Here is a 26,342-nt window from a genome sequence, read left to right as displayed (position 1 = left end):
TACCTGAATTGCCGCGTGCGGCAAGCCATAGCCGCGCCGGTCGGGCTCAAGGCCGGATCGGCATCACGCGGAGAGGGTTGCAGCCTGCGCCTCGGCGGCCTCGGCGGCGCGCGCCTTGGCTGCATAGCGCTGGGCGATGACCGCGCAGGCCATCAGCTGCATCTGATGAAACAGCATCAGCGGCAGCACGATGGCGCCGACGCCCTGGCCGGCAAAGATGGCGCCCGCAATCGGCACGCCGCTTGCAAGGCTCTTCTTCGAGCCGCAGAAGGTGATGGTGATCTCATCCGCCTTGTTAAAGCCCAGGAGCCGGCTGCCGAACATGGTGAGCGCAAGCACGATGCCGAGAATGACGGCGTTGACGACCAGGAGCACGACAAGATCGCTGATCGCCAATTGACGCCAAAGCCCTTCGACCACCGCTTCGGAAAAGGCAAGGTAGACGACCATCAGGATCGATCCCCGGTCGATCGGGTTCAGCAGCTTCTTGTGCGAGCGCACCCATTTACCAACCACGGGCTCCAGCAACTGGCCGAGAATGAAGGGCGCCAGCAATTGCAGCAGGATCTGCTCCAGCGCATCGAGCGAGAAACCGCCACCGCCGGTGCCGGTCGCCAGCAGCAGCCCGACGAGCAGCGGCGTCAGGAACATGCCGAGAATATTGGACGCCGAGGCGGCACAGATCGCCGCCGGGACATTTCCGCCGGCCATCGAGGTAAAGGCGATCGAGGACTGGACCGTCGAGGGGAGCACGCAGACGAACAGAATGCCGGCCAGCAATCCCTGCGGCAGGTCGAAGGGCAGAAGGTGGACAACCGCAAGGCCCAGCAGCGGAAAAACACCGAAGCTGACGGCGAGGATGGTCAGATGCAGCTTCCAGTGCAGCATGCCGGCGATCACCACGTCGCGCGACAGGCGCGCGCCATGCAGGAAGAACAGCACCGCAATCGCGATCTTGGTCGCGATGCCGAACCAGTAGGCCGGCACGCCGGTGATCGGCAGCAACGACGCCAGAAGCACCGCGCTCAGCAGCATGAGAATGAAACGGTCGGGAAGCAGGCGGGCCATGACGATCCTTCGAGACAGGGTATGTCCGATATGCCATTATCGCGTTTCATGATGCAATGAATAACAGTTATTCAAAACCGCGATAACATGCTGGATCTTGTTCACCTCCGCAGCTTCCTGACCATTGCCGAGCACGGCAGTTTTACCCGCGCGGCCGAAGCGCTGGGCCTCGGCCAGTCGACGGTGAGCCAGCATGTGCAGCGGCTGGAAGCCTCGCTCGAGCGCAGCCTTCTGGCGCGCGACACCCACCGCGTTGGATTGACGCCCGATGGCGAGGCACTGCTCGGCCATGCCCGTGCCATGCTGGCAATCGAAGCGCAGGTGAGCAGCCTGTTTTCGGAACTCCCGCTGCGCGGCCGTCTGAGGCTTGGCGTATCCGAGGATTTTGCCACCAATCGGCTGACTGCCGTGCTCGAAAGCTTCACGCTGCGCCATCCCGAGATCGACCTGCAGCTGACCGTGGCGCTGAGCGGCGTGCTCTACGACATGCAGTCGAACGGCGAGATCGACCTGGTCTTCGCCAAGCGGCTGATCGGCGACATCCGGGGCAAGCTTGTCTACCGCGAGCCGCTGGTCTGGCTTGCCCGCGATCCGGAGATCGTCCATCGCGGCGGCGCCTTCCTGCCGCTGATCGCCTTTCCGCCGCCGAGCGTCACCCGGCGGATTGCCATCGATGCGCTGACGGCAGCGTCGATCAACTGGCGGATCGCCTGCACCTGCAGCAGCCTCAGCGGGCTGACGGCCGCGGCCCGCGCCGGCATGGGAGTGCTCGTCCAGCCCCGCAGCATGGCACCCTCGGGCCTGCGTGAAATACCCCCCGGCATCCTGCCGCCGCTCGAGGATGTCGAATTCGTCCTGGTGCCGCGCCCCGGCGCCGATGAGCGCGTGATCCGGGCGATCTCCGACGAGATCTTCTCCAAGGTCGGCGCAACCGCCCCGGCCCTGCACGACTGAGGGTACCGCGGCCTGAACATCGTCACGCTGCCCAAAAAATCCGCAAAATACATCATGCTCAAAAAACCGGCTTGACGGGTTGGAATTTTGCGGCTTTGCTTGAACCAATCAAAAATTGGTCCGAACCTTTATGACGACACCTCTGCCCTCTGCCAGCGATAACGCCAATTACGCTCTTGAGCGTCTGCGCGAACTGCTGTCCCACGGCGAAGTTGACGAAGACGGCAAGCTGCCGACCGAACGGGCGCTTTGCGAGACGCTCGGCCTTGGTCGCCGGGCCATCCGTCAGGCGCTGGAAGTGCTTGAAGCGGAAGGACTAATCTGGCGCCGGCAGGGATCCGGAACCTATCTCGGTCCGAAACCCAGCGACTGGCATGATCATCTCGGCGAGATCGTCGCCGGAACCAATTTCATGGAGATCATGGAAGTGCGCCTGCGGATCGAGCCGCAGCTGGCACAGCTGGCCGCCCTTCGCGCCAAGCCCGCCGATGTCGAGCGGATGCGCGAGCTTGCGGCCAAGATCACCCAGAGCGGAGACCCCGATTCCAAGGAGCTCTGGGACGGGGCATTGCACCGGCAGATCGCGCTTTCGGCCGGCAACCAGCTTTTCCTGTCGCTGTTCGACGTGGTCAACCGGGTGCGCCAGGACGAGGCATGGCAGGCGATCCGCGAACGCGCCCGCTCCGTCGCCGGCACCATGTCCCTTTCCAATTCTCAACACGACATGATCATCGAGGCGATTGCCGCCCGCGATCCCGGCCGTGCCGGCGAAGCCATGCGCCAGCATCTGCTGATGCTGCAGGAGCGCCTGGTGCGCCAGACTTCGATGGACCACCAGCTGGAGGCCTCGACACCCTAAGGAACTCCCGGCCCAAGGGTCGCCCATCCCAACCCGGAGCCATAACCGGGATCGCATGAAGCCAGAACTCTCAGAGGAAGAACAACACGATGAAACCCTATTCCCGCATAGCCGCCGCGCTGCTCGCCAGCGCATTCTTCGCCCTTCCGGCCGCAGCCACCGAACTGAAGATCGGCCTGCAGGACGATGCCGACGTGCTGGATCCCGCCCAGTCGCGCACCTTCGTCGGCCGCATCGTCTACACCGCGATGTGCGACAAGCTGGTCGATGTGACCCCGGAACTGAAGATCGTTCCGCAGCTCGCCACCGAATGGAAATGGTCCGACGACGGCAAGACGCTGACCATGAAGCTGCGCGAAGGCGTCAAGTTCCAGGACGAGACCGACTTCAATGCCGATGCCGTGGTCTACACCATCAACCGCAACAAGACGCTGGAAGAATCGCGTCGCAAGAGCGAGCTGTCCTCGATCGACACCGTCGAGGCGACCGGTCCCTATGAGGTCACCTTCCACCTGAAGCAGCCGGATGCCACGCTGATCGCGCAGCTTTCCGACCGTGCCGGCATGATGGTCTCCCCCAAGGCCGCCGAGGAACTCGGCGCCAAGTTCGGCGACCATCCGGTCTGCGCTGGTCCGTTCAAGTTCGTGGAGCGCGTCCAGCAGGACCGCATCGTGCTTGAGAAGTTCAAGGACTACTGGAACGCCGACAACATCTTCATCGACAAGGTCACCTATCTGCCGATCCCCGACACGACCGTTCGGCTTGCCAACCTGCGCTCCGGCGACCTCGACATGATCGAGCGGCTGGCCGCCACCGACGCCAAGTCGGTGAAGGAAGACGCCAACCTCGACTACCAGGCCGTCGTCAATATCGGCTACATGGCACTCTATGCCAACGTCGCCAACGGCCCCAAGGCCGACAATCCGTTCGGCAAGGACAAGCGCCTGCGTCAGGCCTTCTCGCTGGCGATCGACCGCGACGCGCTGATGAACATCGTCTATGAAGGCACCGCCGTTGCCGGCAACCAGCCCTTCCCGCCGAACAGCCCCTGGTACGACAAGGACATTCCGGTGCCGGCCCGCGACCTCGACAAGGCCAAGGCGCTGATCAAGGAAGCCGGCTATGACCGCGTTCCCGTCGAACTGCAGATCCCCAACAACCCGATCGCCCAGCAGATGATGCAGATCGTCCAGTCGATGGTGGCCGAAGCCGGCTTCGACGTGACGCTGAAGTCGACCGAGTTCGCCACGCTGCTGTCGGAACAGACCGCAGGCAACTATCAGCTGAGCCGCTCCGACTGGTCGGGCCGCGTCGACCCTGACGGCAATATCCACCAGTTCGTCACCTGCAAGGGCGGCATCAACGATACGCATTACTGCAATGCCGACGTGGATGCAGCGCTGAACGGCGCGCGCGCTTCGACCGACGATACGGTGCGCAAGGAAAAATACGACGCCGCGCAGAAGATCCTCGAGGACGACCTGCCGATCATCTATCTCGGCCACCAGTCCTGGATCTGGGCGCTGAACAAGAAGGTCACCGGCTTCGTGCCGTCGCCCGATGGCATGATCCGTCTGGTCGGCATGAAGAAGGAAGGCTGAGGCCTCCCACGCTTTCGCGTGCCGCACGGGAGACCGTGCGGCACTCTCAAGGCCCATGGAAGAACGCTGATATGTTCGTTTACATCGGAAAGCGGCTGCTGGTTGCGATCCCGACCCTGCTGATCATCTCGATCTTCGTCTTTTCCCTGCAGAAGCTTTTGCCCGGCGATCCGGTGCTGGCGCTCGCAGGCGAAGACCGCACCCCCGAATTGCTGGCGACATTGCGCGCCAAGTACCATCTGAACGATCCGATCATCCTTCAATACTGGCACTGGATGCTGTCTGCGCTGAAGGGCGATCTCGGCATATCGCTGCGCACCAACCAGCCGGTGCTGGTCCTGATCGGCCAGAAACTGCCCGTCACCATCCAGCTTGCCATCATGTCGATGATCTTCGCCTTCGTGATCGGCGTTCCGACCGGCATTCTGGCCGCGGTGAAGAAGAACTCCATTCTCGATTATGTCGCCAACATCGTCGCGCTCTCGGGCCTGTCCATTCCCAATTTCTGGCTTGGCATCATGCTGATCCTCCTGGTCTCGGTGAATCTCGGCTGGCTGCCGGCCTCCGGCTACGAACCCTTCTTCAGCGACCCCGTCCGCTCGATCGAGACCATGCTGATGCCGTCCTTCGTGCTCGGCTCGGCGCTTGCCGCGACCCTGATGCGCCACACGCGGTCGGCGATGCTGAGCGTGCTCAGCACCGACTATATCCGCACCGCCCGCGCCAAGGGGTTGTCGTGGCGCGAGGTGATCCTGAGCCATGCCTTCCGCAACGCGCTTCTGCCGATCGTCACCTTGAGCGCCCTGCTCTTCGGCGAGCTTCTGGCAGGCGCGGTGCTGACCGAGCAGATCTTCACCATTCCCGGCTTCGGCAAGCTGATCGTCGATGCCGTGTTCAACCGCGACTACGCCGTCGTCCAGGGCATCGTGCTCTGCACCGCCGTCGGCTTCATCTTCATGAACCTCGTCGCAGACGTGCTGTTCGTCCTGCTCAACCCGCGTCTGAGGGCCAGCCTATGAGTGCCGTCGATACCGCCCTTGTGGCCGAGACCGAAACGCGCAGCCAAAGCCGCATCTGGAAGAAGCTGAAACGCAATCCGAGCGCCATTGCCGGTTTCGCCATCGTGCTGTTCTTTGCGTTGATCGCGATTGCCGCGCCGATCCTGCCGATCGACGATCCGATCGCCTCCAGCTGGAGCGCGATCCGCAAGGCGCCGACGGCCGCCCACCTGATGGGCACCGACGAACTCGGGCGCGACATCCTCTCGCGGATGATCTGGGGCGCCCAGGCCTCGCTGATGGCCGGGACCATCTCGGTCGCGATCGCCATCATCACCGGTGTCCCTTTTGGTCTGCTCGCCGGCTATTTCGGCGGCTGGGTCGACATGGTCATTTCGCGTATCACCGAAGCCTTTCTCGCCCTGCCCTTCCTCGTCATGGCGATTGCGCTCGCCGCCTTTCTCGGGCCGAGCCTGATGAACGCGATGATCGCCATCGGCCTTTCGGCAATGCCGGTCTTCATCCGGCTGACGCGCGGCCAGGTGATCGCGGTCAGGACCGAGGATTACATCGAGGGGGCCCGCTCGATCGGCCTCAACCATTTCGAGATCATGGGCCGCTACATCCTGCCGAACATCGTGGCGCCGATCATCGTCCAGGCGACGCTGACGGTGGCAACCGCGATCATCGCCGAAGCGAGCCTCTCCTTCCTCGGGCTTGGCCAGCAACCGCCGTCGCCTTCCTGGGGCTCGATGCTGAACGTGGCCAAGAACTTCCTCAGCCAGGCACCGTGGATGGCGATGTTCCCCGGTGCCGCGATCTTCCTCGTGGTGATCGGCTTCAACCTGCTTGGCGACGGCCTGCGCGATGCGCTCGACCCGCGCGAAACCTGATTTGACTTTCTGAAAGGTATTTCTTCGATGTCGGACTTTACCACACGCCCCGAAATTCTCGGCACTTTCGGCGTCGTCACCTCCACCCACTGGATGGCGTCTGCCGTCGGCATGAGCATTCTGGAAAAGGGCGGCAACGCCTTCGACGCGGCAGTTGCCACCGGCTTTGCCCTGCAGATCTTCGAACCGCATCTGAACGGTCCGGGCGGCGACATGCCGGCGATCATCTACTCGGCCAGGAACAAGAAGGTCGAGGTGATCTGTGCCCAGGCGCCCGCACCGGCGGGTGCGACGATCGAGCATTACACGGCCGAAGGACTGAAGATCATTCCCGGCGATGGCCTGCTGGCCACCGTCATCCCCGGTGCCTTCGACGGCTGGATGCTGATGCTGCGCGACTATGGTCGCCTGACGGTGCGCGACGTGCTGGAGCCGGCGATCCACTATGCGGAAAAAGGTCACCCGATGCTGCCGCGCGTGGCCGCCACCATCAAGGGCCTCGGTGATTTCTTCGAAAAGGAATGGCCGACCTCGCACGAGACCTGGCTGCCCGGCGGCAAGGCGCCCGAGGCGAGCGAACTGTTCTGCAATCCGGTTCTGGCCGAAACCTGGAAGCGCGTCGTTGCCGAATCCGAAAGCGTGTCGGGCCGGGAGAACCAGATCGACAAGGCGCGCGATGCCTTCTATCGCGGCTTCGTCGCCGAGGCGATCGACACCTATCTGAAGACCGCCGAGGTCATGGATGCCAGCGGCACGAAGCACAAGGGCGTGCTGACCGCTGACGACATGGCCAACTGGAAGGCGACGATCGAGGCGCCGACCACCTACGACTATCACGGCTGGACGGTCGCCAAGCAGGGCCCCTGGGGCCAGGGGCCGGTGCTGCTGCAGTCGCTGGCACTGCTGAAGGGCTTCGACCTTGCCGCCATGGATCCCTGCGGCGCCGACTTCGTCCACCATGTCGTCGAGGCGATGAAACTCGCCTTTGCCGACCGCGAAGTCTATTACGGCGATCCGGCCTTTGCCGAGATCCCGATGGAAACCCTGCTGTCGGCCCCCTACAACGACGCGCGGCGCAAGCTGATCGGCAAGACGGCGGCCTTGGACCTGATGCCCGGCAAGCTTCCCGGTTTCGAAGCGCAATACGATGCCACCATGGCCATGTTGTCCGGCATGGAGACCGGTGCGGTCTACGAGCCGACGATGTCGCATCTGACCGAAAAGCGCGGCGACACCGTGCATATCGACGTCATCGATGCCGAGGGCAACATGGTGTCCGTCACCCCGTCGGGTGGCTGGCTGCAGTCTTCGCCGATCGTGCCGGGTCTCGGTTTCTGCCTGAATTCCCGCGCCCAGATGTTCTGGCTGAAGGAAGGCCTGCCGACCTCGCTGGCACCGGGCAAGCGTCCGCGCACGACGCTGACCCCGTCGCTGGCCCTGTTCGAGGGCCGACCGACGCTTGCCTTCGGCACGCCGGGCGGCGACCAGCAGGACCAGTGGCAGCTCTCCTTCTTCCTGCGCTATGTGCACCACAGGCAGAACCTGCAGGCGGCCATCGACATGCCGCTGTTCCACACGACGCATTTCCCCGGCTCGTTCTATCCACGCACCCGCGCGCCGGGTGGCGTGATGATCGAGAAGAATATCGGTGCCGACGTGCTGGCGGACCTCACCGCCCGCGGCCACCGGCTGTCGCCGGCGGACGAATGGACCGTCGGCCGCCTGACAGCCGCACGGCGGGACGAAAACGGCCTGATGCGTGCTGCCGCAACCCCGCGGCTGATGCAGGCCTATGCGATCGGGAGATAAAAGATGACCTGGTCGATCGTCGCACGGGATCCCGAAACCGGCTATCTCGGCATCGCCGTCGCCTCGCGGTTCTTTGCCGCCGGCGCCGTCGTGCCGCATATCTGCGGCGGTCTCGGCGCGATCGCCACGCAGGCCTTCGTCAACCCGACCTATGGCACCGACGGCCTGGTGCTGCTGGCGGAGGGCGTGGCGCCTGCCGAGATCATTAGCCGGCTCAGAATGCGGGACGATGGCGCCGAACAGCGCCAGTTGCACCTGATCGACGCCGAGGGTCGCAATGCGGCGTTCACCGGGCAAAACTGCATCGACTGGGCCGGGCATCTGGTCGACGACCATGTGTCGGTGGCCGGCAATATGCTTGCCGGCCCGCAGGTGATCCAGCAGACGCTTCTCGTCTACAAGGATCGCACGGACCTCTCCTTTGCCGAACGCCTGCTGGCCGCCATGGAGGCCGGTGAGCGTGCCGGCGGCGACAAGCGCGGCCGGCAGGCGGCGGCCCTGAAGATCTATCGCGATCAGGACTATCCCTGGCTCGACCTGCGCGTCGACGACCATGCCGAGCCGCTTGTCGAACTCCGGCGGCTCTATGCAGTGGCGCAGGAGCGCTTCATCCATGTGGCCGAGACCATGCCGACCAGGGCCAATCCGCACGGCATGATCGACCGCCGGGTGATCGACGAGAAGATCGCCGCCCTCGAAGCGGCACGGATTGCCGAGGGCCGCTCGTCCGCATCCCATGCAACGCCGCTGATCCTAGTCTGAGAAACCCTCATTCCGGCCCCGGCCGGCTGACAAGAAACGAGACCGCCATGCAGGAAAATCCCTCTTTTGAACCCGTCCTGTCCGTCGAGGGCCTGTCTACCGCCTTCAAGGTCGACGGCGAATGGCGTCAGGTGGTGCGCGACGTCTCGTTTACCGTCCTGCCGGGCGAGACGGTGGCGATCGTCGGCGAGAGCGGCTCCGGCAAGAGCGTCACATCGCTTTCCATCCTGCGGCTGCTGGCAGCGGAATCGAGCCGCATCGAAGGCCGCGTGCTGCTGAACGGCCGGGATCTGACCGCGCTGTCGGAAAAGGAGATGCAGGGGGTGCGCGGCAACGATATCGCGATGATCTTCCAGGAGCCGATGACCTCGCTCAATCCGATCTTCACCATCGGCCGGCAGATCTCCGAAGTGCTGACGCGCCACAAGGGTTTTTCGAAAGCCGAAGCGCGGGCCGAAACCGTGCGGCTGCTGGAAAAGGTGCGTATTCCCAATGCCGCGACCCGTTTCGACGAATATCCGCACCAGTTTTCCGGCGGCATGCGCCAGCGGGTGATGATCGCCATGGCGCTCGCCTCGCGACCGAAGCTGCTGATCGCCGACGAGCCAACAACGGCGCTCGACGTGACGATCCAGGGCCAGATCCTCGACCTGATCAAGGAATTGCAGGCGGAAGAAGGCATGGCGGTTCTCTTCATCACCCATGACATGGGCGTGGTCGCCGAGATCGCCGACCGCACCGTCGTCATGTTGCGCGGCGACCTGGTGGAACAGGGGCCGACGGCGGAGATCTTTGCCAATGGCCGCCATGCCTATACACGCGCATTGTTGGCCTCTGTGCCGAAACTCGGATCGATGGAAGGGGAGGCCCTACCTTTGCGCTTCCCGGTGGTCGACATGGAGAGCGGCGTTGTGGCGCCGGGTCAGGCCCTCAGCGATACCGTCGACAAGAGCATGACGCCGATCCTGACCGTGAAGAACCTGGTCACCCGGTTCAGTATCCGCGGCGGGCTTTTTGGTTCGAAGACCGGTGCCGTGCACGCGGTCGAGGGTGTTTCCTTCGACCTCTACAAGGGCGAGACGCTGTCCCTCGTCGGCGAGAGCGGATGCGGCAAGTCGACCACCGGCCGCTCGATCGCGCGGCTGGTCGAACCGGATGGCGGCGAGATCGAACTCGACGGCTATAATGTGCGCCAGTTGACGGGGCCCGATATCCGGGCGATGCGCAAGAGCGTCCAGATGGTGTTCCAGGACCCCTATTCGAGCCTCAATCCGCGGATGACGGTGGGCCAGGCGATTGCCGAGCCTTATCTCAAGCATAAGCTGGGCAGCAAGGCGGATGCCCGCGAGATGACGGCCAATCTTCTCGCCCGCGTCGGTCTGTCGCCGACGATGATGAACCGCTATCCGCACGAATTTTCCGGTGGTCAGCGCCAGCGCATCGCGATTGCACGCGCCCTGTCGCTCGATCCGAAAGTGATCATCGCCGATGAAAGCGTGTCGGCGCTCGACGTCTCGATCAAGGCTCAGGTCTGCAATCTGCTGATGGACCTGCAGGAGGAGTTCAAGATTGCCTTCCTGTTCATCTCCCATGACATGGCGGTGGTCGAGCGCGTCAGCCACCGGGTCGCGGTGATGTATCTGGGGGAGATCGTCGAGATCGGGCCGCGGGCGGCGATCTTCGGCAATCCGCAGCATGACTATACGAAAAAGCTGATCGCCGCCGTGCCGGTGCCGGATCCGGCCCGCCGCCTGATCAAGCGCAACACGCCGATCGACGAGTTGAAGAGCCCCGTCCGCCCGCTCGGGTATGAGCCGGCAAAGGCGGAATACCGTGAAGTCACGGCCGGCCATTTCGTCAAACTCGACCGCCAGGTCCGAGCCGCCTGAGTGCTTGGGAGGCGGGAGCGCCAGCCCCCACCTCCCGGTCCGCCAGGGTCAACTCTCACTCACTGTGCCGTGGCCTTGTCTGGCTGGTAGAGCCCGGCATAGGCGTCGCGCAGCACGTTTTTCTGCACCTTGCCCATGGTATTGCGCGGCAATTCGTCGACGAACAGCACCTTTTTCGGCTGCTTGTATTTTGCCAGCCGGTCGTTGAGATGGTCCAGAATGCTCCGCTCGGTGAGGCTAGCCCCCGTGTTGGGCACCACGACCGCCGTTACGCCTTCGCCGAAATCGGGATGGGCGACACCGATCACGGCGCTTTCCATGACGCCGTCGATCTGGTCGATCTCGCTCTCGACCTCCTTCGGATAGATGTTGTAGCCGCCCGAGATCACCAGGTCCTTGCCGCGGCCGACGATGTGGACATAGCCGCGTTCATCGATCTTGCCGAGGTCGCCGGTGATGAAGAAGCCGTCGGAGCGGAATTCCGAGGCGGTCTTTTCCGGCATCCGCCAATAGCCCTTGAACACGTTCGGACCCTTGACCTCGATCATGCCGGTCTCGCCGTCCTCGACCGGCTTGCCGGTCTCGGGATCGGTCACCCGCAGCGACACGCCCGGGAGCGGAAAGCCCACGGTGCCGGCGATGCGGTCGCCGTCATAGGGGTTGGAGGTGTTCATGTTGGTTTCGGTCATGCCGTAACGCTCGAGAATCGGGTGCCCGGTCATCGTCTCGAACTGGCGGTGCGTCTCGGCCAGCAGCGGCGCCGAGCCGGAGATGAACAGCCGCATGTTGCGGGCCGCCTCACGGGTCAGGCCCGGATGCTGCACGAGCCGTGTGTAGAAGGTTGGAACCCCCATCATCGCGGTCGACGCCGGCATCTGCCTGAGCGCCTCGTCGGCATCGAATTTCGGCATGAAATACATCGAGGCGCCCGACAGCATGATGACGTTCGAGGCGACGAACAGGCCGTGCGTGTGGAAGATCGGCAGGGCGTGGATCAGCCGGTCCTTCGGCGTGAAGCGCCAGTGATCGCGCAGCGTCGCGGCATTGGAGAGCAGGTTGTCATGGGTCAGCATCGCGCCCTTCGAGCGGCCGGTCGTGCCGGAGGTATAGAGGATTGCCGCCAGATCGTCCGGCCCGCGCGCGACGTCGGAAAACTCCGCGGGCTTTGCCCGCGCCAGATCCATCAGGCTGCCGCCGCCCTTGTCGTCCAGCGTCTCGACCCGGGCGCCCCTGGCCTTGGCCACCGGGGTCAGTCCGTCCATCGCCCTCGGCGTGCAGACCACGAGGCGCGGTTCGGCATCGCCGATGAAATAGTCGAGTTCGGTGAGCGTATAGCCGGTGTTGAGCGGCAGATAGATCGCACCGGCCCGCACGCAGGCCAGATAGAGCATCAGGGCTTCGGCGCTCTTTTCCACCTGCACCGCGACGCGATCGCCCGGCTCGACCCCGAGATCGACAAGCGCATTGGCGATCTTTGCCGATACGGCCAGCATGTCGCCATAGGTCCAGCGCTCGCCGGACGTCGTCTCGATGAAGGTCGCATCGGGCTTCAGGGTCTGCCGTATGGCGTCGAAAAGATGGTTGCTCATGCTGAAAACTCCTTGCTGCCCTTGGATGACGGTGCCGATGGCCCGCTGATCTCGGCGATCATGGGTACGGCTTTCGCGCCTCGATCGGCCGGCACCAGCCGCCGGATCGGCTGGGCCGCCACGACTTCGTTGCGTCCGATGAAGGCCTCGTGATTGGCTTCGATGTCATCCAGTTTGTAGAGATAATTGACCATCAGTCCGTGCGACTGGCGCAGCGCGCGCTGCGAGGTGTCGCCGAGGACATTGATCCGTTCGAGCCGCGCGCCATTGCCCAGATGGAAACGTGCGACGGGATCGATGACCCGTCCCCGCGCATCCCGCCCCTTCAGGAAATACCAGGCCGCTGCCTCCGTCAGGACGGGCCGCAGCTGGGCAACCGCCTCCGGATCGCTTGCCCAGTCCGGCTGATCGAGGGCTGCCAGACGCGTCTTGTCGAAGGCCGTCAGGGCACCGGGCGCCTCCTGTTCGCGCTCGGTCTTCAGCCAGGCGGCGAAGCCCGGTACCGGCGACAGGGTGACGAAGGTGGAGAGGCGCGGCAGTTCTCGGCGCAGATCCTCGACCACCTGCTTGATCAGGAAATTGCCGAAGGAAATGCCGCGCAGGCCCTCCTGGCAGTTGGAGATCGAATAGAAGACCGCCGTGGTCGCCTCGGCAGCGTCGAGTTGGGTACGGTCGTCGCGCAACACGTCGGAGATGGCGCCCGGGATGTCCCTGGTAAGCGCCACCTCGACGAAGATCAGCGGGTCGTCGGCCAGTTGCGGATGGAAGAAGGCAAAGCAGCGGCGGTCCGCCGGGGCAAGCCGCAGCCGCAACTCCTCCCAGCTGCCGATATGGTGGACGGCCTCGTAGCGGATGATCTTTTCCAGGATATCGGCCGGCGTCGACCAGTTGATCTGGCGCAGCATCAGGAAGCCGCGGTTGAACCAGGAGGCGAAGAGATGGGCGAAATCGGCGTCCAGGATCTCCAGTTCCGGCGCATCCCTCTTCATCGTCAACAAGGCTTCGCGCATGCGCACCAGCGTTTCGGTGCCGTGCGGCGCCAGGTTGAACCGCCGCAGAAGTTCCTGCCGCCGCGGCTCGGCTGCCAGATGCAGTTCCATCTGCGCCTTCGGGCCGGGATCGACCCCATAGGCCTCGATCGCCTTTTCCAATCTCGCATGATCGGCATCGAACGCGGTCACAAGCCGCTTCAGGAAGGCCTGCTGGCGATCGCGGTCGAGCCGCATCCACCGGTCGAGGATGGTCGTCGACAGCGCCATGCCCGAGGCCTCGCCCCGGCTCGACAACAGCGTCTCGCAAAGCTGTTCGAGCGCGCGCAGCGGGTCGGCATCATCGTCGCGCTGGCCGGAGAACAACAGCTTGCGGCCGCGATCGGTAATCGCCTGCAGCATGTCACCGAACAGAGAGGTCGAATTCATGTCACAACTCCCAGCATGTGATTGGGCAGCCATGTGGCGATGCCGGGAAACAGGCAGAGGATCAGGATCGCCAGGAACATGACCAGCACATAGGGCAGCGCGCCCCAGAGAACATCACGGGTCGGCACGGTCGGGGCTATCGCGTTGATGACGAAGAGGTTGAGCCCGATCGGCGGGGTGATCAGGCCGACCTCCATGTTGATCGTCAGGATGATCGCGAACCAGTAGGGGTCGAATCCGGCCTGGGTGACGATCGGAAACAGCATGGGCGCGGTCATCACGATAACGGCGATCGGCGGCAGGAACATGCCGCAGACCAGCAGGAAGACGTTGATGATCAGCATCAGCACCCAGCGGTTGACCTCGAGATCGGCGATGAAGCCGGCCACGCTCTGGGTGATGAAGAGGGACGAAAGCGCGAAGGCGAACAGTTCGGCGGCCGCCATGATCATCATGATCATCACGCTTTCGCGCATGGCCGACGAGAAGATGTGGGCCACGGGTTTGAAACGGAACAAGCGGTAGGCGATGATCACCACGGCAAGCGTCAGGAAGGCGCCTGCCCCGGCTGCCTCGGATGGCGTCGCGACGCCGCCGTAGAGGACATAGAGCGTGCCTGCAATGATCAGCAGGAAGGGCAGGATGCGCGGCAGGCCGACCATCTTTTCCTTCAGTGTATAGCGGATCGCCCGCGCTTCGAAGCTGTAGCCCTTGCGCTTGCAGTCGATCACCGCCCAGATCATGAACAGGGCGGTCAGCATGAGACCCGGAAACACGCCGGCCATGAACAGCCGGCCGATCGAGGTCTCGGTGGAGATGCCGTAGACGATCAGGGTGACGGAAGGCGGGATCAGGATGCCGAGCGTGCCCCCGGCGGCAATCGAGCCTGTTGCCACCGAATTCGGGTAGCCGCGGCTCTGCATTTCCGGAATGCCCATCTTGCCGATCGCCGCGCAGGTCGCGGGCGACGAGCCGGTCATGCCGGAAAAGATCGCGCATGCCCCGATATTGGAGAGCACCAGGCCGCCCGGAATGCGGTTCAGCCAGCGATCGAGCGCCGTATAGAGATCCGATCCCGCTGGCGAGGAGGCAACGGCCGAGCCCATCAGCACGAACATCGGAATGGACACATAGGCAAGGTTGGCGATGCCGGAAAACATCGTGTCGCCGAGCACGTAGAAGATGTCGAGGCCGTTCTGCAGATAGAGCGCGGCCACCGCTGCCAGACCGAGCGCAAAGGCGATCGGCATGCCGGTGCCGAGCAGGGCGAACAGCGAAAGGATCATGATCACGCCGGCAGTGGTCGGGCTCATGGGCGTGGCTCCTTCATCGGCAGGGCACTCGTGGCGAGCGGCGAGGGATGATCCGAAGCATCATTCGGCCGATGCAGCGCCGTCCGCGCCGTCCGGATCGCCAGGATCTCGGCGACATATTGCAGGCTGAGCAAGGCAAAGCTGATCGGCATAGCGGACAGCGGCACCCAGAGCGGTGGCGCCCAGACGCTCGAATGCTTCCAGTTGCCGATCCATGCATCATGAAACTGGATCCAGCCGGCCACCGTCATGATCAGGCAGAATGCCAGGCCGAGGATGCAGCCGATCAACCGCAGAACCGAACGGGAGCGCTCGCCGACCATCATCTCGACGACGTCGACACCCACATGCCCGCCCTTCAGCAGCACGTAGGGCGCGCCGAGAAACATTGCCGCCGTCGCGGCAAAGACGACGAAATCCGTTTGCCAGATCGTCGGCATGGCGAAGACATAGCGCATCAGGATCATCTGGCAGACCACCAGCATGGCGGAAATCAGCATCAGCGTGGCGATCAGGGCAAAGGCTCGCGAGATATGGCCGATGCCGAGAATATAGGCCTTCACCATGGTGAGGCATCCTCAAGAAAACTGCAGTTCGACGGATGGCGAAACGGGCGTAGCCGCCCGTTTCGCCGGGAGCATGGCGCTACTTGACCGCCAGGGCCTTCTCGATCAGCTTGTCGCCGCCTTCAACCTTTTCGGCGAAGTTCTTGTAGGCGGACTCCTTGGCGACCGCGAGCCAGGCGTCGTAGTCGGCCTTCGACATCTCGACCACCTCGACACCGGCCTTCTTGAAGGTATCGGCCATCAGCTGGTCGCCCTTGCGGACCTCTTCATTGAAGAAGGCCTCGGCCTTTTCACCGGCAGCCAGAACCGCCTTCTGCTGTTCGGGCGTCAGGGCATCGAAAGACTTCTTCGACACCAGAACCGGCTCATACATGAACCAGAGCGCGTTTTCGCCCGGCGCCGTCAGGCACTTGACCTGCTCGAACAGCCGGTAGGACACGAAGCTTGCCGACGAGGTATTGGCGGCGTCGAGCACGCCGGTCTGCATGCCGGAATAGATTTCCGAAGACGGCATGGAGGCGATCGAGGCACCGGCCGCGGCCAGCATTTCCTCGAAGGCCGGGCCGGCGGCACGGATCACCTGGCCCTTCATCGTATCGGGCGAGGTGATGCAGGTCTTTTTCGACGCGAAGGCGCCGGAAAGCCAGGCATCCGAGATCACCATGGCATTGTCGTCTTCGATGACCTTCTTGATGTCCTTCATGAAGTCGGAATCGTTGAGCCGCATGGCACGGTCGAAGCTGCCGACCAGACCCGGCATCAGGGTTGCAGAGAATTCCGGATGGCGACCCGAGGCATAATCGAGCGGGAACGAGGTCATGTCGAGAAGACCCCGCGTCATCGCATTCCACTGGTCGTTCGGCTTGTAGAGCGAGGCGCCGGGATAGACCTGGATGGTGAGCCCCACATTGGCGGCGGCCACTTCCTTGGCGATCAGCTGGACCATCTCGTCGCGGATGTCCCCCTTGCCACCGGGGAACTGGTGCGATGCCTTCCAGACCGTGTCCGCACTTGCAGTGCCGGCGCAGGCGGCAAACATTGCGACCGCGGCAGCGAGCGCTGCCTTGCGTTTAAAAAATGTCATGATTTTCCTCCCAAAAATCCGGCCTCCCAACCGGCTATGGACGATGATGCGTACAACTTGCGCATGATGTCAATAATCTTGTATACAAGAATTTACATTTTGTACGCGAGACCGCCATGACGTCGAATACCTTTCACAAGCTGCGGGATGAGATCGAGAACGGCATCATCACCGGCGGCTTCGAGCCCGGCGAACGGCTGGACGAAACCCAGCTCGCAACGCGCTTCGGGGTCTCGCGCACACCGATCCGCGAGGCACTGATGCAGCTGAGCGCCATCGGGCTCGTCGAGATCCGCCCGCGGCGGGGTGCCGTGGTCGTCGATCCCGGTCCGCAATATGTTTTCGAGATGTTCGAGGTGATGGCAGAGCTGGAGGGGATGGCGGGTGCCTCGGCCGCACGCCGCCACACACCGGAGGACCGCGAGGCCCTGATCCAGGCGCATGAGCGCTGCAAGGCAGCGGCCATCAGCCGCGATTCGGACGCCTATTACTACGAGAACGAGACGTTTCATCACGCCATCTACACGGCGAGCCACAACCGGTTTCTGGGCGAGCAATGCGTCACCCTGCATCGCCGGCTGCGGCCCTATCGTCGGCTGCAATTGCGCGTCGGCAACCGGATGAACACCTCGTTCGACGAGCACGGCGCCATTGTCGATTCGATTCTGGCGGGCGAAAGCGAGACGGCGCGTCAACGGCTGCGGGCCCACATCGTGGTACAGGGCGATCGCTTCGGCGACCTCGTGGCCCATATCCAGACGATGAAGGCGAAGCCCTCGACCTCGGCCGGCTGATGCGGCAACGCCTCAGGCACGAAGATTCCGGTTTTCCAACCTCCATCCCCCTTGCCTGAAGGCGGGCCTGGCCTCTAAATCGGCGCCGGATCGAGGGGACACCGATGACAACGACAACTGGCGCGCTGAAGACCGGCGCTCTCGGGCTTGGCCTTGCCGCCGGCCCCGCCCTGATGCTCATGGGCATGTTGATGTTCAGCCTGAACGACGCCTTGGCGAAATGGCTGATTTCCAGCCATGGGCTTGGCCAAATCGTCCTGTTGCGCGGTCTGGCGGCCCTCGTCATTCTCCTGCCCTTCCTGATCCGCGACGGCACAGCTCCGCTGCTACGGCCGGAAAAGCCGGGCATTCAGCTGATGCGCGTGATCTTCTCGACGGTGGAGATCTTCGCCTTCTACTTCGCGGTCTTCTACCTGCCGCTCGCCGACGTGATGACCTACTGGCTGGCCGCGCCGATCTATGTGGCCGTCGCCTCGCCGCTGTTTCTCGGCGAGAAGGTCGGCTGGCGGCGCTGGAGCGCGATCATGATCGGCTTTGTCGGGGTCATCATCACGCTCAATCCGTCGACAGCCATGTTCACCCTGCCGGCGCTGATCTCCGTCGTCGGCAGCATCGCCTTTGCCATCATGCTGGTCACCGGCCGCCACCTGCGCGGCACGCCGGACAAGACGCTGGTGTTTTTCCAGATCGCCGCGGCCACCGTGGTCGGTCTCGTCATGGCGCCGTTCGACTGGCAGCCGGTCACCTCGCTTCGGGAAGGCCTGCTGCTCGGTCTGCTCGGCATCGTTGCCATGGCGGCGCATATCCTGGTCAATCGGGCGCTGAAGATTTCGGATGTCGCAACGGTGGCGCCGCTGCAGTACAGCCTGCTGCTGTGGGCGATCCTGTTCGGCTGGCTGTTCTTCGGCGACACGCCGCGACCGTCCATGCTGGTCGGTGCGGCGCTGATCGTCGGATCGGGGCTGTTCATCTTCTTTCGGGAACGGCAGCTGAAACGCAAGGAACTCGTCCTGCCCGCCGTGCCCGAATGAGGCTCAAAGCGCGCGGCTGAACATGTCCTCATCGACATTGCCGCCCGAGGCAACCGCGATCACGGCAGGCGTATCCAGCTCTTCGCCGTGAAACAGCGCGGCGGCCAATCCGACCGCGCCGCCCGGCTCGATGGCAATCTTCAGCCGCTGGAAGGCAAGCCCCATCGCCCGAAGCACCTCGTCCTCGGTGACCACGATGCCAGGCCCACACAGCCGCGACAGATGCGGGAAGGTCAGATTGCCCGGCTGCGGCGTCATGATCGCATCGCAGATGGTCTTGCCGCCGCTGGCGTTCGCCAGGATCTCCCGGGCGAGAAGCGAGCGGCTGGTATCGTCAAAATCTTCCGGCTCGCAGGGACGAACGACAAGGCCGGGGGCTATCCGTTCCAGCGCGATCGCAATCCCCGATGTGAGGCCGCCGCCGCCGCACGGCACCAGAACGGAGGCAGAGTCCAGCCCGAGCTCATCGGCCTGTTCGGCGATTTCGAGACCGACGGTCCCCTGGCCCGCAATGACGCGCTCGTCGTCGAACGGCTTGACCAGGCTGAGATTGCGCTCTTCGGCGAGCCGGTCGCCGATGGCGTCCCGGTCCTCGGTATAGCGGTCGTACAGCACCACCTCGGCGCCATAGGCCCGTGTGTTGTCGATCTTCAGCTTCGGCGCGTCGGCCGGCATGATGATCACGGCGGGAACGCCATGGGCCTTGGCCGCATAGGCGACACCCTGCGCATGATTGCCGGAGGAATAGGCGATGACGCCGGATGCGCGAACGGCATCCGGTATCGCCGAAATCGCCGACCAGGCGCCGCGCAGCTTGAAGGAACCGGTGCGCTGCAGGCATTCGGGTTTCACGTAGAGCGGCCGGCCCGCAATCTCGTCCAGAAAGGGCGAATGGAGGAGCGGCGTGCGCAGAGCCTCAGCTCCTATGCGCGTCTTGGCGGCGATGATGTCTTCATAGGCGATCATGGAGCTATCCCGGACACAGAAGGAAGAATGTCGACAAGCAGACAGGCTTGCGCTCGCCTTCAGGGATAGCGGATCCGACCCCATGCTTGAAGTTTCGATGATGTCATGGAGACAAAAAACCCGCGGCACAGGGTGCCGCGGGCTTCATATCGGGGACAGCCGGCGAGCCGCTGCTTACTTGCGGATGTCAGCCAGGATCGACTGGACCTTGTCGACGACGTCGGCGCCGATCTCGTCCTTGTGCTTTTCGTAGACGACCTGCGACTTCTCGAGCATGCGCTTGTGCTCTTCCGGCGACAGGGTGTTGAACTTGATGCCCTCGTCTTCGATCTTCTTCAGCGATTCCTTGTTGAGTTCGCCGATGACCTTGCGCTCGACGTCACGGCCAACCACGGCGCAATCACGCAGGGCCGACTGCTCTTCCGGCGAATAGGTGTTGAAGATAGCCTTGGAGAACAGGAAGAGGAACGGCGTGTAGGCGTGGTTCGTCTCCGTCACATATTTCTGCACTTCGAAGAACTTCGAGGTGTCGATGGTGACGTAGGGGTTTTCCTGCGCATCGATCGTCTTGGTTTCGAGCGCCGAGAACACTTCGCCGAAGGCCATCGGCGTGGCGTTCGCGCCGAGGTTCTGGAAGGTGTCGAGGAAGATGTTGTTCTGCATCACGCGAACCTTCATGCCTTCCATGTCTTCCCACTTGGTGACGGGACGAACGGAGTTGGACAGGTTGCGGAAGCCATTTTCCCAGTAGGCGAGATTGACGAGGCCGACGGCATCGAGCTTCTCGTTGATCATGTCGCCGAATTCACCGTCGAGAACGGTATAGGCTTCCTGGGCATTGGCAAACAGGAACGGCAGGTCGAAGACGCCGAGTGCCGGCACGATGCCGACCAGCGGAGACGACGAGGTGACGACGGCTTCCTGAACGCCCGAACGCAGGGCCTGGGTTGCCTGAAGGTCGCCACCCAGTGCGCCGCCCCAGAAGGCCTGCAGCTTGAGCTTGCCGCCGGACTTCTCATCCAGGCATTTCTGCATGGCCTCAATGCCGTTGCCGACCGGGTGGTCCTGGTTGATGCCGTTGGAGACGCGGATCGTGCGGTCCTGGAAGTCCGCAAAGGCCGGTGCCGACATGGCGATGGTGGAGATTGCGGCCGTCGTGGCCAGAAGCAGTTTTCTCATAGTATCCTCCCATGGATGGTTGAGACGTTGATGTTTGGAGTTTCAATCCTCAGTGCAGCCAGCGGGCCGGCACGAGGATGATTTCTGGAAACAGGACGAACAGCATGAGCACGCAGACTTCGGCGACGAGGAACGGCAGAATGCCGGTCACCACCTTGCCGAGGGGAATGCGTCCCACGCCGCTGACGACGTTCAGCACCACGCCAACCGGCGGCGTGATGAGGCCGATGCAGCAGTTCATGATGAACATCACACCGAAATAGACGGGGTCGATGCCGGCCTTCTGGACGATCGGCATCAGCACCGGCGTCAGGATCAGGATGGTCGGCGTCAGGTCGAGTGCCGTACCGACCACCAGGATCAGCAGCATGATGACGAACATCAGCAGTTTCGGCCGGTCGATCAGCGGCGCGATATAGCCGGCGATCTCGGCCGGGATATTGGCCGCGGTGATCAACCAGGCAGAGACCAGCGCCGCGCAGACCAGGAACATGACGATCGAGGTGGTCTTGGCTGCCTGCAGGATGACGCGTGGCAGGTCCCTCGGCTTCAATTCGCGGTAGATCACCATGCCGACGAACAGGGCGTAGGCTGCGGCAATGACGGCGGCCTCCGTCGGCGTCACGACGCCGGCCTTGATGCCGCCGAGAATGATGACCGGCATGCCGAGCGCCCAGAGTGCCCGACCGGTTGCCGTCAACCGCTCCTTGGACGACGCCTTTGGCAGCGGCTGGATATTGTCCTTGCGCACCACCAGCATCCAGGTGGCAATGAGGCAGAGCCCCATGGTGACGCCCGGCACGATGCCGGCCATGAACAGCTTGGTGATCGACACATTGGCCGAGACGCCGAAGACGATGAAGGCCATGGACGGCGGAATGACCGGGGCGATGATGCCGCCGGCGGCAATCAGACCGCCGGAGCGCGGCACGTTGTAGCCGGCCTTCGCCATCATCGGGATCAGGATGGCGGCGAGTGCCGCGGTGTCGGCTGCGGCCGAGCCGGAAATGCTGGCCATGATGATCGCCGCCATAATGGCGACGATGCCGAGACCGCCGCGGATATGGCCGACGCAGGCAATGGCGAATTCGATGATGCGCTTCGACAGACCACCCGAATTCATCAGCTCGCCGGCGAGAATGAAGAAGGGAATGGCGAGCAAGGTGAAGGTGTCGGCGCCGATGATCATGTTCTGGGCGATGATCTGGCTGTTGAACATGCCCATGTACCACATGAGCGTGACGCCGCAGAACATCAGCGCGAAGGCAACCGGCACCCCGATCGCCATGGCACTGAGGAGAGAGACGATAAAGACGATAAGGGTCATGTCAGCCGCGCTCCGACAGATGCTCGATGGACATGTCCTCGCCGGCAAACGCCGCGAGTTCCTTTTCGGTCACGCGACCGGTCAGGAGACGGAACAGACGTTCGAGTGCGATGAGCACGCAGGCGGCCCCCGTGAAGAAACCGATGCCGTAGACCCAGCCCATGGAAAGCCCGGTAACCGGCGCCGCCATGCTCATATTGATCGGCAGCTGCTTCCAGGTGCCCCAGAAGAAGATGCCGGAAACGCCGATGATGACCAGATTGCTGATGATCATGCAGATGATCCGGCCGCGCCGGCCGAACATCGCCACCAGCGTCTCGACGCCCATATGGCCGTATTCGCGAAACCCGACGACCGCGCCGATGAAAGTCAGCCAGACGAAGAAGTAGCGGGACATTTCGTCCGAGACGGTCAGGCCCGAATTGAAGCCGTAACGCAGCACGACATTGCCGAAGACCATGATCGCCATGCCCGCCAGGAGCAGAATCATCAGGAATTCGAGAAACCGGTAAAAGAGGTCGACGACTCTTTGCATTCCTCTTTCCTCCTAAAGCAGGCCGCGTTGGGTGAGATTGCGGATCAGGGCGGTGATGCCGAAGGTCCATTCGGGACAGGCATCCGATCGATCGACCCAGTTGACCAGACGGCCAAGGCTTGGCGTGGAAATCTCGACGCGATCGCCGATCTCGTGGGTGAAGCCCTGCCCTGCGCCGCGCCTGTCCTTGACCGGCGCGAACATGGTGCCGAGAAACAGCACGGCGCCATCGGGATATTGATGGTTGCGATTGCGCATCTGACCGACGAGGTTTTCCGGCGAGCGGCTGATCGCCTGCATCGGGCTTTCGCCCGCCATGTCGAAATCGTCTTCGCCCTCGACATGGAGCGAGACCGTCAGCCGGCCGACATCGGACAGCGTGAAAGTGTCGTCCAGCAGGCGGATGAACGGGCCGATGGCGCAGGAGGCATTGTTGTCCTTCGCCTTGCCCAGCAGCAGGGCCGAGCGTCCCTCGACATCGCGCAGATTGACGTCGTTGCCGAGCGTGGCACCGACGATCACGCCATCCGAGCGCACCGCAAGCACCACTTCCGGCTCCGGATTGTTCCATTCCGACATCGGGTGAATGCCGACCCTGGCACCGCAGCCGACCGCCGACATCGGCTGCGACTTGGTGAAGATCTCCGCATCCGGGCCGATGCCGACCTCGAGATATTGCGACCAGAGGCCCATTTCCTGGAGGACGATCTTCAGTTCGGCGGCCTGGTCCGAGCCGGCGACGACGCCCTTCAGGCTGTCGCCAAGCACCGGCGCAAGCTTTTCGCGCACCGCACTTGCCCGCGAGCTGTCGCCCTTGGCCTGCTCCTCGATGACGCGTTCCAGCATGCTGCCGGCAAAGGTGACGCCGGCGGCCTTGATCGCCTGCAGGTCGATCGGCGCCAGCAGGTTGCCGGCATCGCCCGAGAGAAAATCGTCGAGCGGACCAAGGTCGACGCTCTGTTCGAGAGATTTCAGGCGGTCCGCGAGATTGTCGAGTTCCAGCAGCGAGGAGGTGGTCGGTGCCAGATGCGACAGGTCGAAGACGTGACCGTCCCGGATCAGCACAGGACATGGGCCAGCCGCGGCCTTCGACCAGACACGGCCGACAAGCAAGGCACGGGCGGCGTCCTGCGGCAAAATCATCGCGGCATTGAGCGCATTTCTGGCCTGCAAAAGGTACTCCTCCCTTGTATTTCCAGGATAGACGCTCCTACGCCTACCCCTCTTGTCAGGATGTCTGACAACCTCCGGACCGTGTTGTAGTCCGAGTTCCGCTCCAATGTCCATACGCGAATTCCCGCGTAACTCTTCTCCCGACGACATCCGCAGACGCAGCAGCCACCGATCGGGTCCGGCGCCGCCGCACAGCCGCCGTCGAATTCACGGCAGCTCCAGGTTCAGGCGCGATGTTGCGCCCTCCAGGTGACGCCGCATCGCCTCGCGGGCCTTAGCCATGTCGCCGCCGGCGATCGCATCGCGCACGGCCAGATGCTCGGCAATGGTGATCTCGACGATCTCCTCCAGAACGGCGGTCGCCCGCGCCGCGTTGATCGCCAGGCTGATCCGCTCCGCGACAAAGCCGATGAAGAGCGTGAAATAGCTGTTGCCCGTGGCGGCCGCAACCGCGCGGTGGAAAGCCAGATCGGCAATGATGCCTTCCTCCGTCCATTTCGCGGCGCCGGTCATGTGGGCCAGCGCCGTGTCCAGCTGCTGAATATCCTCCGCCGTGTGATTGAGAGCGGCAAGCCCCGCCGCCTCGACTTCCAGCGGCACGCGCAACTGGAAGAGATCGCGAAAGCTCTCGCGGTCGTAAAGGTCGGTCTGCTCGATGCGGATCGGCCGCGCCATCGGCTCGGTGACAAAGGCGCCGACACCCTGGCGGGTCTCGACCAAGCCTTCATTGCGCAATTGCGCTATGGCCTCGCGCACGACGGAGCGGCTGACGCCCAGCGCCTTGGAGAGGAAGTGCTCGGTCGGCAAACGATCGCCCGGCTTCAGCTTTCCCTCGGCAATGTCGCGGGCGATCTGCGCGGCGATACGGGCCGGCAGATGTTCGCTTCGACGAATCTGGCCAAAATCGATTGCCATTTTTGCGTCTGACTTCCCCCTCGTGACCGACCGGTTTTGTCCTACTCCGTGTCGAAGTTCAATTGGCAACCCGGATTCATCATGTGCCTGGGGTCGATCGCCTGCTTGATCGCCTTCAGCATCTGGTGACGCACCGGCGAGAGCCGCGTGGTGAAATCACCACGCTTCAACCGGCCGATGCCGTGCTCGGCACTGATCGAGCCGTGATAGCGGTCCAGCACGGCATTGACGACCTGCTTGGCCTCATAGATTTTCCGATCGATCACCGCACGGTCCGCGCCGGCGGGCGGCAACACGTTCAGATGCACATTGCCGTCGCCGACATGGCCGTAGGAAACGCTGATGCAGTCGGGCAGTTCGGCCTTCACCGCCGCTTCCGCATCGGCCACGAAGTCCGCAAGCCTGGAGAGCGGCACCGAGACATCGGTGCGCAGATGCGGGCCGCGTTTCGCCTGCCCCTCGTTCATGCCCTCGCGCACGAGCCAGAGATTTCGCGCCTGGGCGGTGGAGGTGGCGACCGCGCCATCGACCACAAGCCCGTCGCCGAGCACGCCTTCGAGGAAAGCCTCCATCAGCGCGTCGATGTCGACGAGGCCGGAGCCGGAAATCTCCATCAGCACATAGGCCGGGTAGTCGGTCGCGATCGGCTCGGGAAGATCGGGCATGGCTTCCTTGGCCAGGGTGAAGGCGATCGGCGGCATGAATTCGAAGGCCGAGAGAAGATCGCAGCACTCCCGCCGGGCGCGGCGGTATAGCGTGATCGCATCCTCGAGGCTGTTCAGCCCGAGAAGTGCGGTCGAGACCTTTTCCGGCAGCGGCACCAGCTTGACCGCAACGGCCGTGACGATGCCGAGCGTGCCTTCCGCGCCGATGAAGAGCTGCTTCAGATCCAGCCCGCGGTTGTCCTTGCGCAAGGTCGAAATGCCGTCGAAGATGCTGCCGTCGGGCAGGACCACCTCCAGGCCAAGCACCAGCTCGCGGGTCATGCCATAGCGCAGAACATTGATCCCGCCGGCATTGGTCGAGACGTTGCCGCCGATGCGGCAGGAGCCCTGTGCGCCGAGCGCCAGCGGAAAGAACATCCCCTGCTCTTCGACCTTGTCCTTGAACTCCGAGAGGATGGCGCCGGCTTCGACGACGGCGGAAAAATCGTCCGCGTCGATATTGCGCACAGTTTTCATCCGTTCGAGGCTGAGCACGACCTGACGCTCCGGCGCATCCGGCACGGCGCCGAGCACCAGCCCGGTATTGCCGCCCTGGGGCACGATCTGAAGGTCGAGTTCGGCGCAGGCTCTGACGGCATCGGCGACACCTTGCGTGTCGCGCGGCCGCAGGACCGCCACCGCACCGCTTGTCACATCGCCGTGCCAGTCGCGGCAATAGGTCGACATTTCGTCGCCGGTCAGGACGCAGTCTACGCCAAGCCGCGCCGCAAGAGCCTCTGCGAGCCCGGCGACAGCGGCGCCATTTTTCGCCTGCATGCGATCCTCCCCAGATCATTCATTCGCCCTGAAGGACGTTTCGGCATTCATACTATGCTTTTCAAATCGAACATATAAGGTTATCAGACAACCCTACAAATGTTTTTTCGGTCATGCATTCGAGAAGACAGGGAAATG

23 protein-coding genes are annotated in these 26,342 nt (G+C 63.3%); 10 read left to right on the top strand and 13 right to left on the bottom strand.

Annotation, left to right across the window (positions count from 1 at the left end; translation table 11 throughout):
- Nucleotides 1–63: 63 nt before the first annotated feature.
- Entirely contained in the window at nucleotides 64–1,068 is a 1,005-nt protein-coding gene (locus J2Z17_RS15110; RefSeq protein WP_209946460.1) for a bile acid:sodium symporter family protein, read from the bottom strand.
- Between the two features lie 87 nt (nucleotides 1,069–1,155).
- Here J2Z17_RS15110 and J2Z17_RS15105 point away from each other — a divergent pair, with 87 nt between their 5' ends.
- From J2Z17_RS15105 to J2Z17_RS15070, 8 genes are all read left to right on the top strand, one after another.
- The gene (locus J2Z17_RS15105) at nucleotides 1,156–2,022 is read left to right on the top strand and encodes a LysR family transcriptional regulator (protein WP_209946459.1); all 867 of its coding nucleotides are present in this window, start codon (nucleotides 1,156–1,158) and stop codon (nucleotides 2,020–2,022) included.
- Nucleotides 2,023–2,152: 130 nt separating this feature from the next.
- Nucleotides 2,153–2,881 (top strand): FadR/GntR family transcriptional regulator, encoded by a 729-nt coding sequence (locus tag J2Z17_RS15100; RefSeq protein WP_209946458.1) that lies wholly within the window; start codon nucleotides 2,153–2,155, stop codon nucleotides 2,879–2,881.
- 89 nt (nucleotides 2,882–2,970) lie between these two features.
- Nucleotides 2,971–4,482 carry an ABC transporter substrate-binding protein gene (locus J2Z17_RS15095; protein WP_209946457.1) on the top strand — a complete coding sequence of 504 codons (1,512 nt, stop codon included), beginning with the start codon at nucleotides 2,971–2,973 and terminating at the stop codon, nucleotides 4,480–4,482.
- A 71-nt stretch (nucleotides 4,483–4,553) separates the two neighbouring features.
- Nucleotides 4,554–5,501 carry an ABC transporter permease gene (locus tag J2Z17_RS15090; protein ID WP_209946456.1) on the top strand — a complete coding sequence of 316 codons (948 nt, stop codon included), beginning with the start codon at nucleotides 4,554–4,556 and terminating at the stop codon, nucleotides 5,499–5,501.
- Complete coding sequence (locus tag J2Z17_RS15085) at nucleotides 5,498–6,373, top strand: ABC transporter permease (protein WP_209946455.1); 876 nt, start codon at nucleotides 5,498–5,500, stop codon at nucleotides 6,371–6,373. The genes J2Z17_RS15090 and J2Z17_RS15085 overlap by 4 nt, the downstream gene beginning before the upstream one ends.
- Nucleotides 6,374–6,400: 27 nt before the next feature.
- A complete protein-coding gene (locus J2Z17_RS15080; RefSeq protein WP_209946454.1) occupies nucleotides 6,401–8,182 on the top strand; it encodes a gamma-glutamyltransferase family protein in 1,782 nt (593 codons plus the stop codon).
- Between the two features lie 3 nt (nucleotides 8,183–8,185).
- Nucleotides 8,186–8,944, top strand: a complete 759-nt coding sequence (locus J2Z17_RS15075; RefSeq protein WP_209946453.1) for a DUF1028 domain-containing protein — start codon at nucleotides 8,186–8,188, stop codon at nucleotides 8,942–8,944.
- 47 nt (nucleotides 8,945–8,991) lie between these two features.
- A complete protein-coding gene (locus tag J2Z17_RS15070) occupies nucleotides 8,992–10,833 on the top strand; it encodes an ABC transporter ATP-binding protein (protein WP_209946452.1) in 1,842 nt (613 codons plus the stop codon).
- A gap of 59 nt (nucleotides 10,834–10,892) precedes the next feature.
- On the opposite strand, the gene J2Z17_RS15065 is transcribed toward J2Z17_RS15070, so the two are convergent.
- The 5 genes from J2Z17_RS15065 to J2Z17_RS15045 all read right to left on the bottom strand — a co-directional run bounded on the left by J2Z17_RS15065 (nucleotide 10,893) and on the right by J2Z17_RS15045 (nucleotide 16,803).
- The gene (locus J2Z17_RS15065) at nucleotides 10,893–12,422 is read right to left on the bottom strand and encodes a malonate--CoA ligase (protein WP_209946451.1); all 1,530 of its coding nucleotides are present in this window, start codon (nucleotides 12,420–12,422) and stop codon (nucleotides 10,893–10,895) included.
- A complete protein-coding gene (locus tag J2Z17_RS15060) occupies nucleotides 12,419–13,840 on the bottom strand; it encodes a malonyl-CoA decarboxylase (RefSeq protein WP_209946450.1) in 1,422 nt (473 codons plus the stop codon). Before J2Z17_RS15060 ends, J2Z17_RS15065 begins: the two co-directional genes overlap by 4 nt.
- Nucleotides 13,837–15,153 (bottom strand): TRAP transporter large permease, encoded by a 1,317-nt coding sequence (locus J2Z17_RS15055; RefSeq protein WP_209946449.1) that lies wholly within the window; start codon nucleotides 15,151–15,153, stop codon nucleotides 13,837–13,839. Before J2Z17_RS15055 ends, J2Z17_RS15060 begins: the two co-directional genes overlap by 4 nt.
- Nucleotides 15,150–15,719: a TRAP transporter small permease subunit gene (locus J2Z17_RS15050; RefSeq protein WP_209946448.1), complete on the bottom strand. Its 570-nt coding sequence runs from the start codon at nucleotides 15,717–15,719 to the stop codon at nucleotides 15,150–15,152. The genes J2Z17_RS15055 and J2Z17_RS15050 overlap by 4 nt, the downstream gene beginning before the upstream one ends.
- Nucleotides 15,720–15,798: 79 nt before the next feature.
- On the bottom strand, nucleotides 15,799–16,803 hold the full coding sequence (locus tag J2Z17_RS15045; protein WP_209946447.1) for a TRAP transporter substrate-binding protein: 1,005 nt from the start codon (nucleotides 16,801–16,803) through the stop codon (nucleotides 15,799–15,801).
- Nucleotides 16,804–16,919: 116 nt separating this feature from the next.
- Between J2Z17_RS15045 and J2Z17_RS15040 the strand changes: the two genes are divergently transcribed.
- Both J2Z17_RS15040 and J2Z17_RS15035 read left to right on the top strand, forming a co-directional pair.
- Nucleotides 16,920–17,597, top strand: coding sequence for a GntR family transcriptional regulator (locus J2Z17_RS15040; RefSeq protein WP_209946446.1), 678 nt, complete (start codon nucleotides 16,920–16,922; stop codon nucleotides 17,595–17,597).
- Between the two features lie 104 nt (nucleotides 17,598–17,701).
- Nucleotides 17,702–18,628 (top strand): DMT family transporter, encoded by a 927-nt coding sequence (locus J2Z17_RS15035; protein ID WP_245224132.1) that lies wholly within the window; start codon nucleotides 17,702–17,704, stop codon nucleotides 18,626–18,628.
- Between the two features lie 3 nt (nucleotides 18,629–18,631).
- Here J2Z17_RS15035 and J2Z17_RS15030 read toward each other — a convergent pair whose 3' ends face one another.
- The 7 genes from J2Z17_RS15030 to J2Z17_RS15000 all read right to left on the bottom strand — a co-directional run bounded on the left by J2Z17_RS15030 (nucleotide 18,632) and on the right by J2Z17_RS15000 (nucleotide 26,204).
- Nucleotides 18,632–19,594, bottom strand: a complete 963-nt coding sequence (locus J2Z17_RS15030; protein WP_209946445.1) for a threonine ammonia-lyase — start codon at nucleotides 19,592–19,594, stop codon at nucleotides 18,632–18,634.
- A 174-nt stretch (nucleotides 19,595–19,768) separates the two neighbouring features.
- Entirely contained in the window at nucleotides 19,769–20,773 is a 1,005-nt protein-coding gene (locus J2Z17_RS15025) for a TRAP transporter substrate-binding protein (protein ID WP_209946444.1), read from the bottom strand.
- Nucleotides 20,774–20,822: 49 nt separating this feature from the next.
- A complete protein-coding gene (locus J2Z17_RS15020) occupies nucleotides 20,823–22,100 on the bottom strand; it encodes a TRAP transporter large permease (protein ID WP_209946443.1) in 1,278 nt (425 codons plus the stop codon).
- A 1-nt stretch (nucleotide 22,101) separates the two neighbouring features.
- Complete coding sequence (locus J2Z17_RS15015; protein WP_209946442.1) at nucleotides 22,102–22,635, bottom strand: TRAP transporter small permease; 534 nt, start codon at nucleotides 22,633–22,635, stop codon at nucleotides 22,102–22,104.
- 12 nt (nucleotides 22,636–22,647) lie between these two features.
- Nucleotides 22,648–23,778, bottom strand: coding sequence for a fumarylacetoacetate hydrolase family protein (locus J2Z17_RS15010; RefSeq protein WP_209946640.1), 1,131 nt, complete (start codon nucleotides 23,776–23,778; stop codon nucleotides 22,648–22,650).
- A gap of 237 nt (nucleotides 23,779–24,015) precedes the next feature.
- The gene (locus J2Z17_RS15005; RefSeq protein ID WP_209946441.1) at nucleotides 24,016–24,723 is read right to left on the bottom strand and encodes a FadR/GntR family transcriptional regulator; all 708 of its coding nucleotides are present in this window, start codon (nucleotides 24,721–24,723) and stop codon (nucleotides 24,016–24,018) included.
- Nucleotides 24,724–24,764: 41 nt separating this feature from the next.
- Entirely contained in the window at nucleotides 24,765–26,204 is a 1,440-nt protein-coding gene (locus J2Z17_RS15000) for an FAD-binding oxidoreductase (protein WP_209946440.1), read from the bottom strand.
- Nucleotides 26,205–26,342 lie beyond the last annotated feature (138 nt).

Origin of the sequence: Heterorhizobium halophytocola (assembly GCF_017873095.1) — a bacterium.
Classification (GTDB): domain Bacteria; phylum Pseudomonadota; class Alphaproteobacteria; order Rhizobiales; family Rhizobiaceae; genus Allorhizobium; species Allorhizobium halophytocola.
The sequence above is the reverse complement of the archived record's forward strand: the minus strand, read 5'-3'. Positions and strand labels throughout refer to the sequence as shown.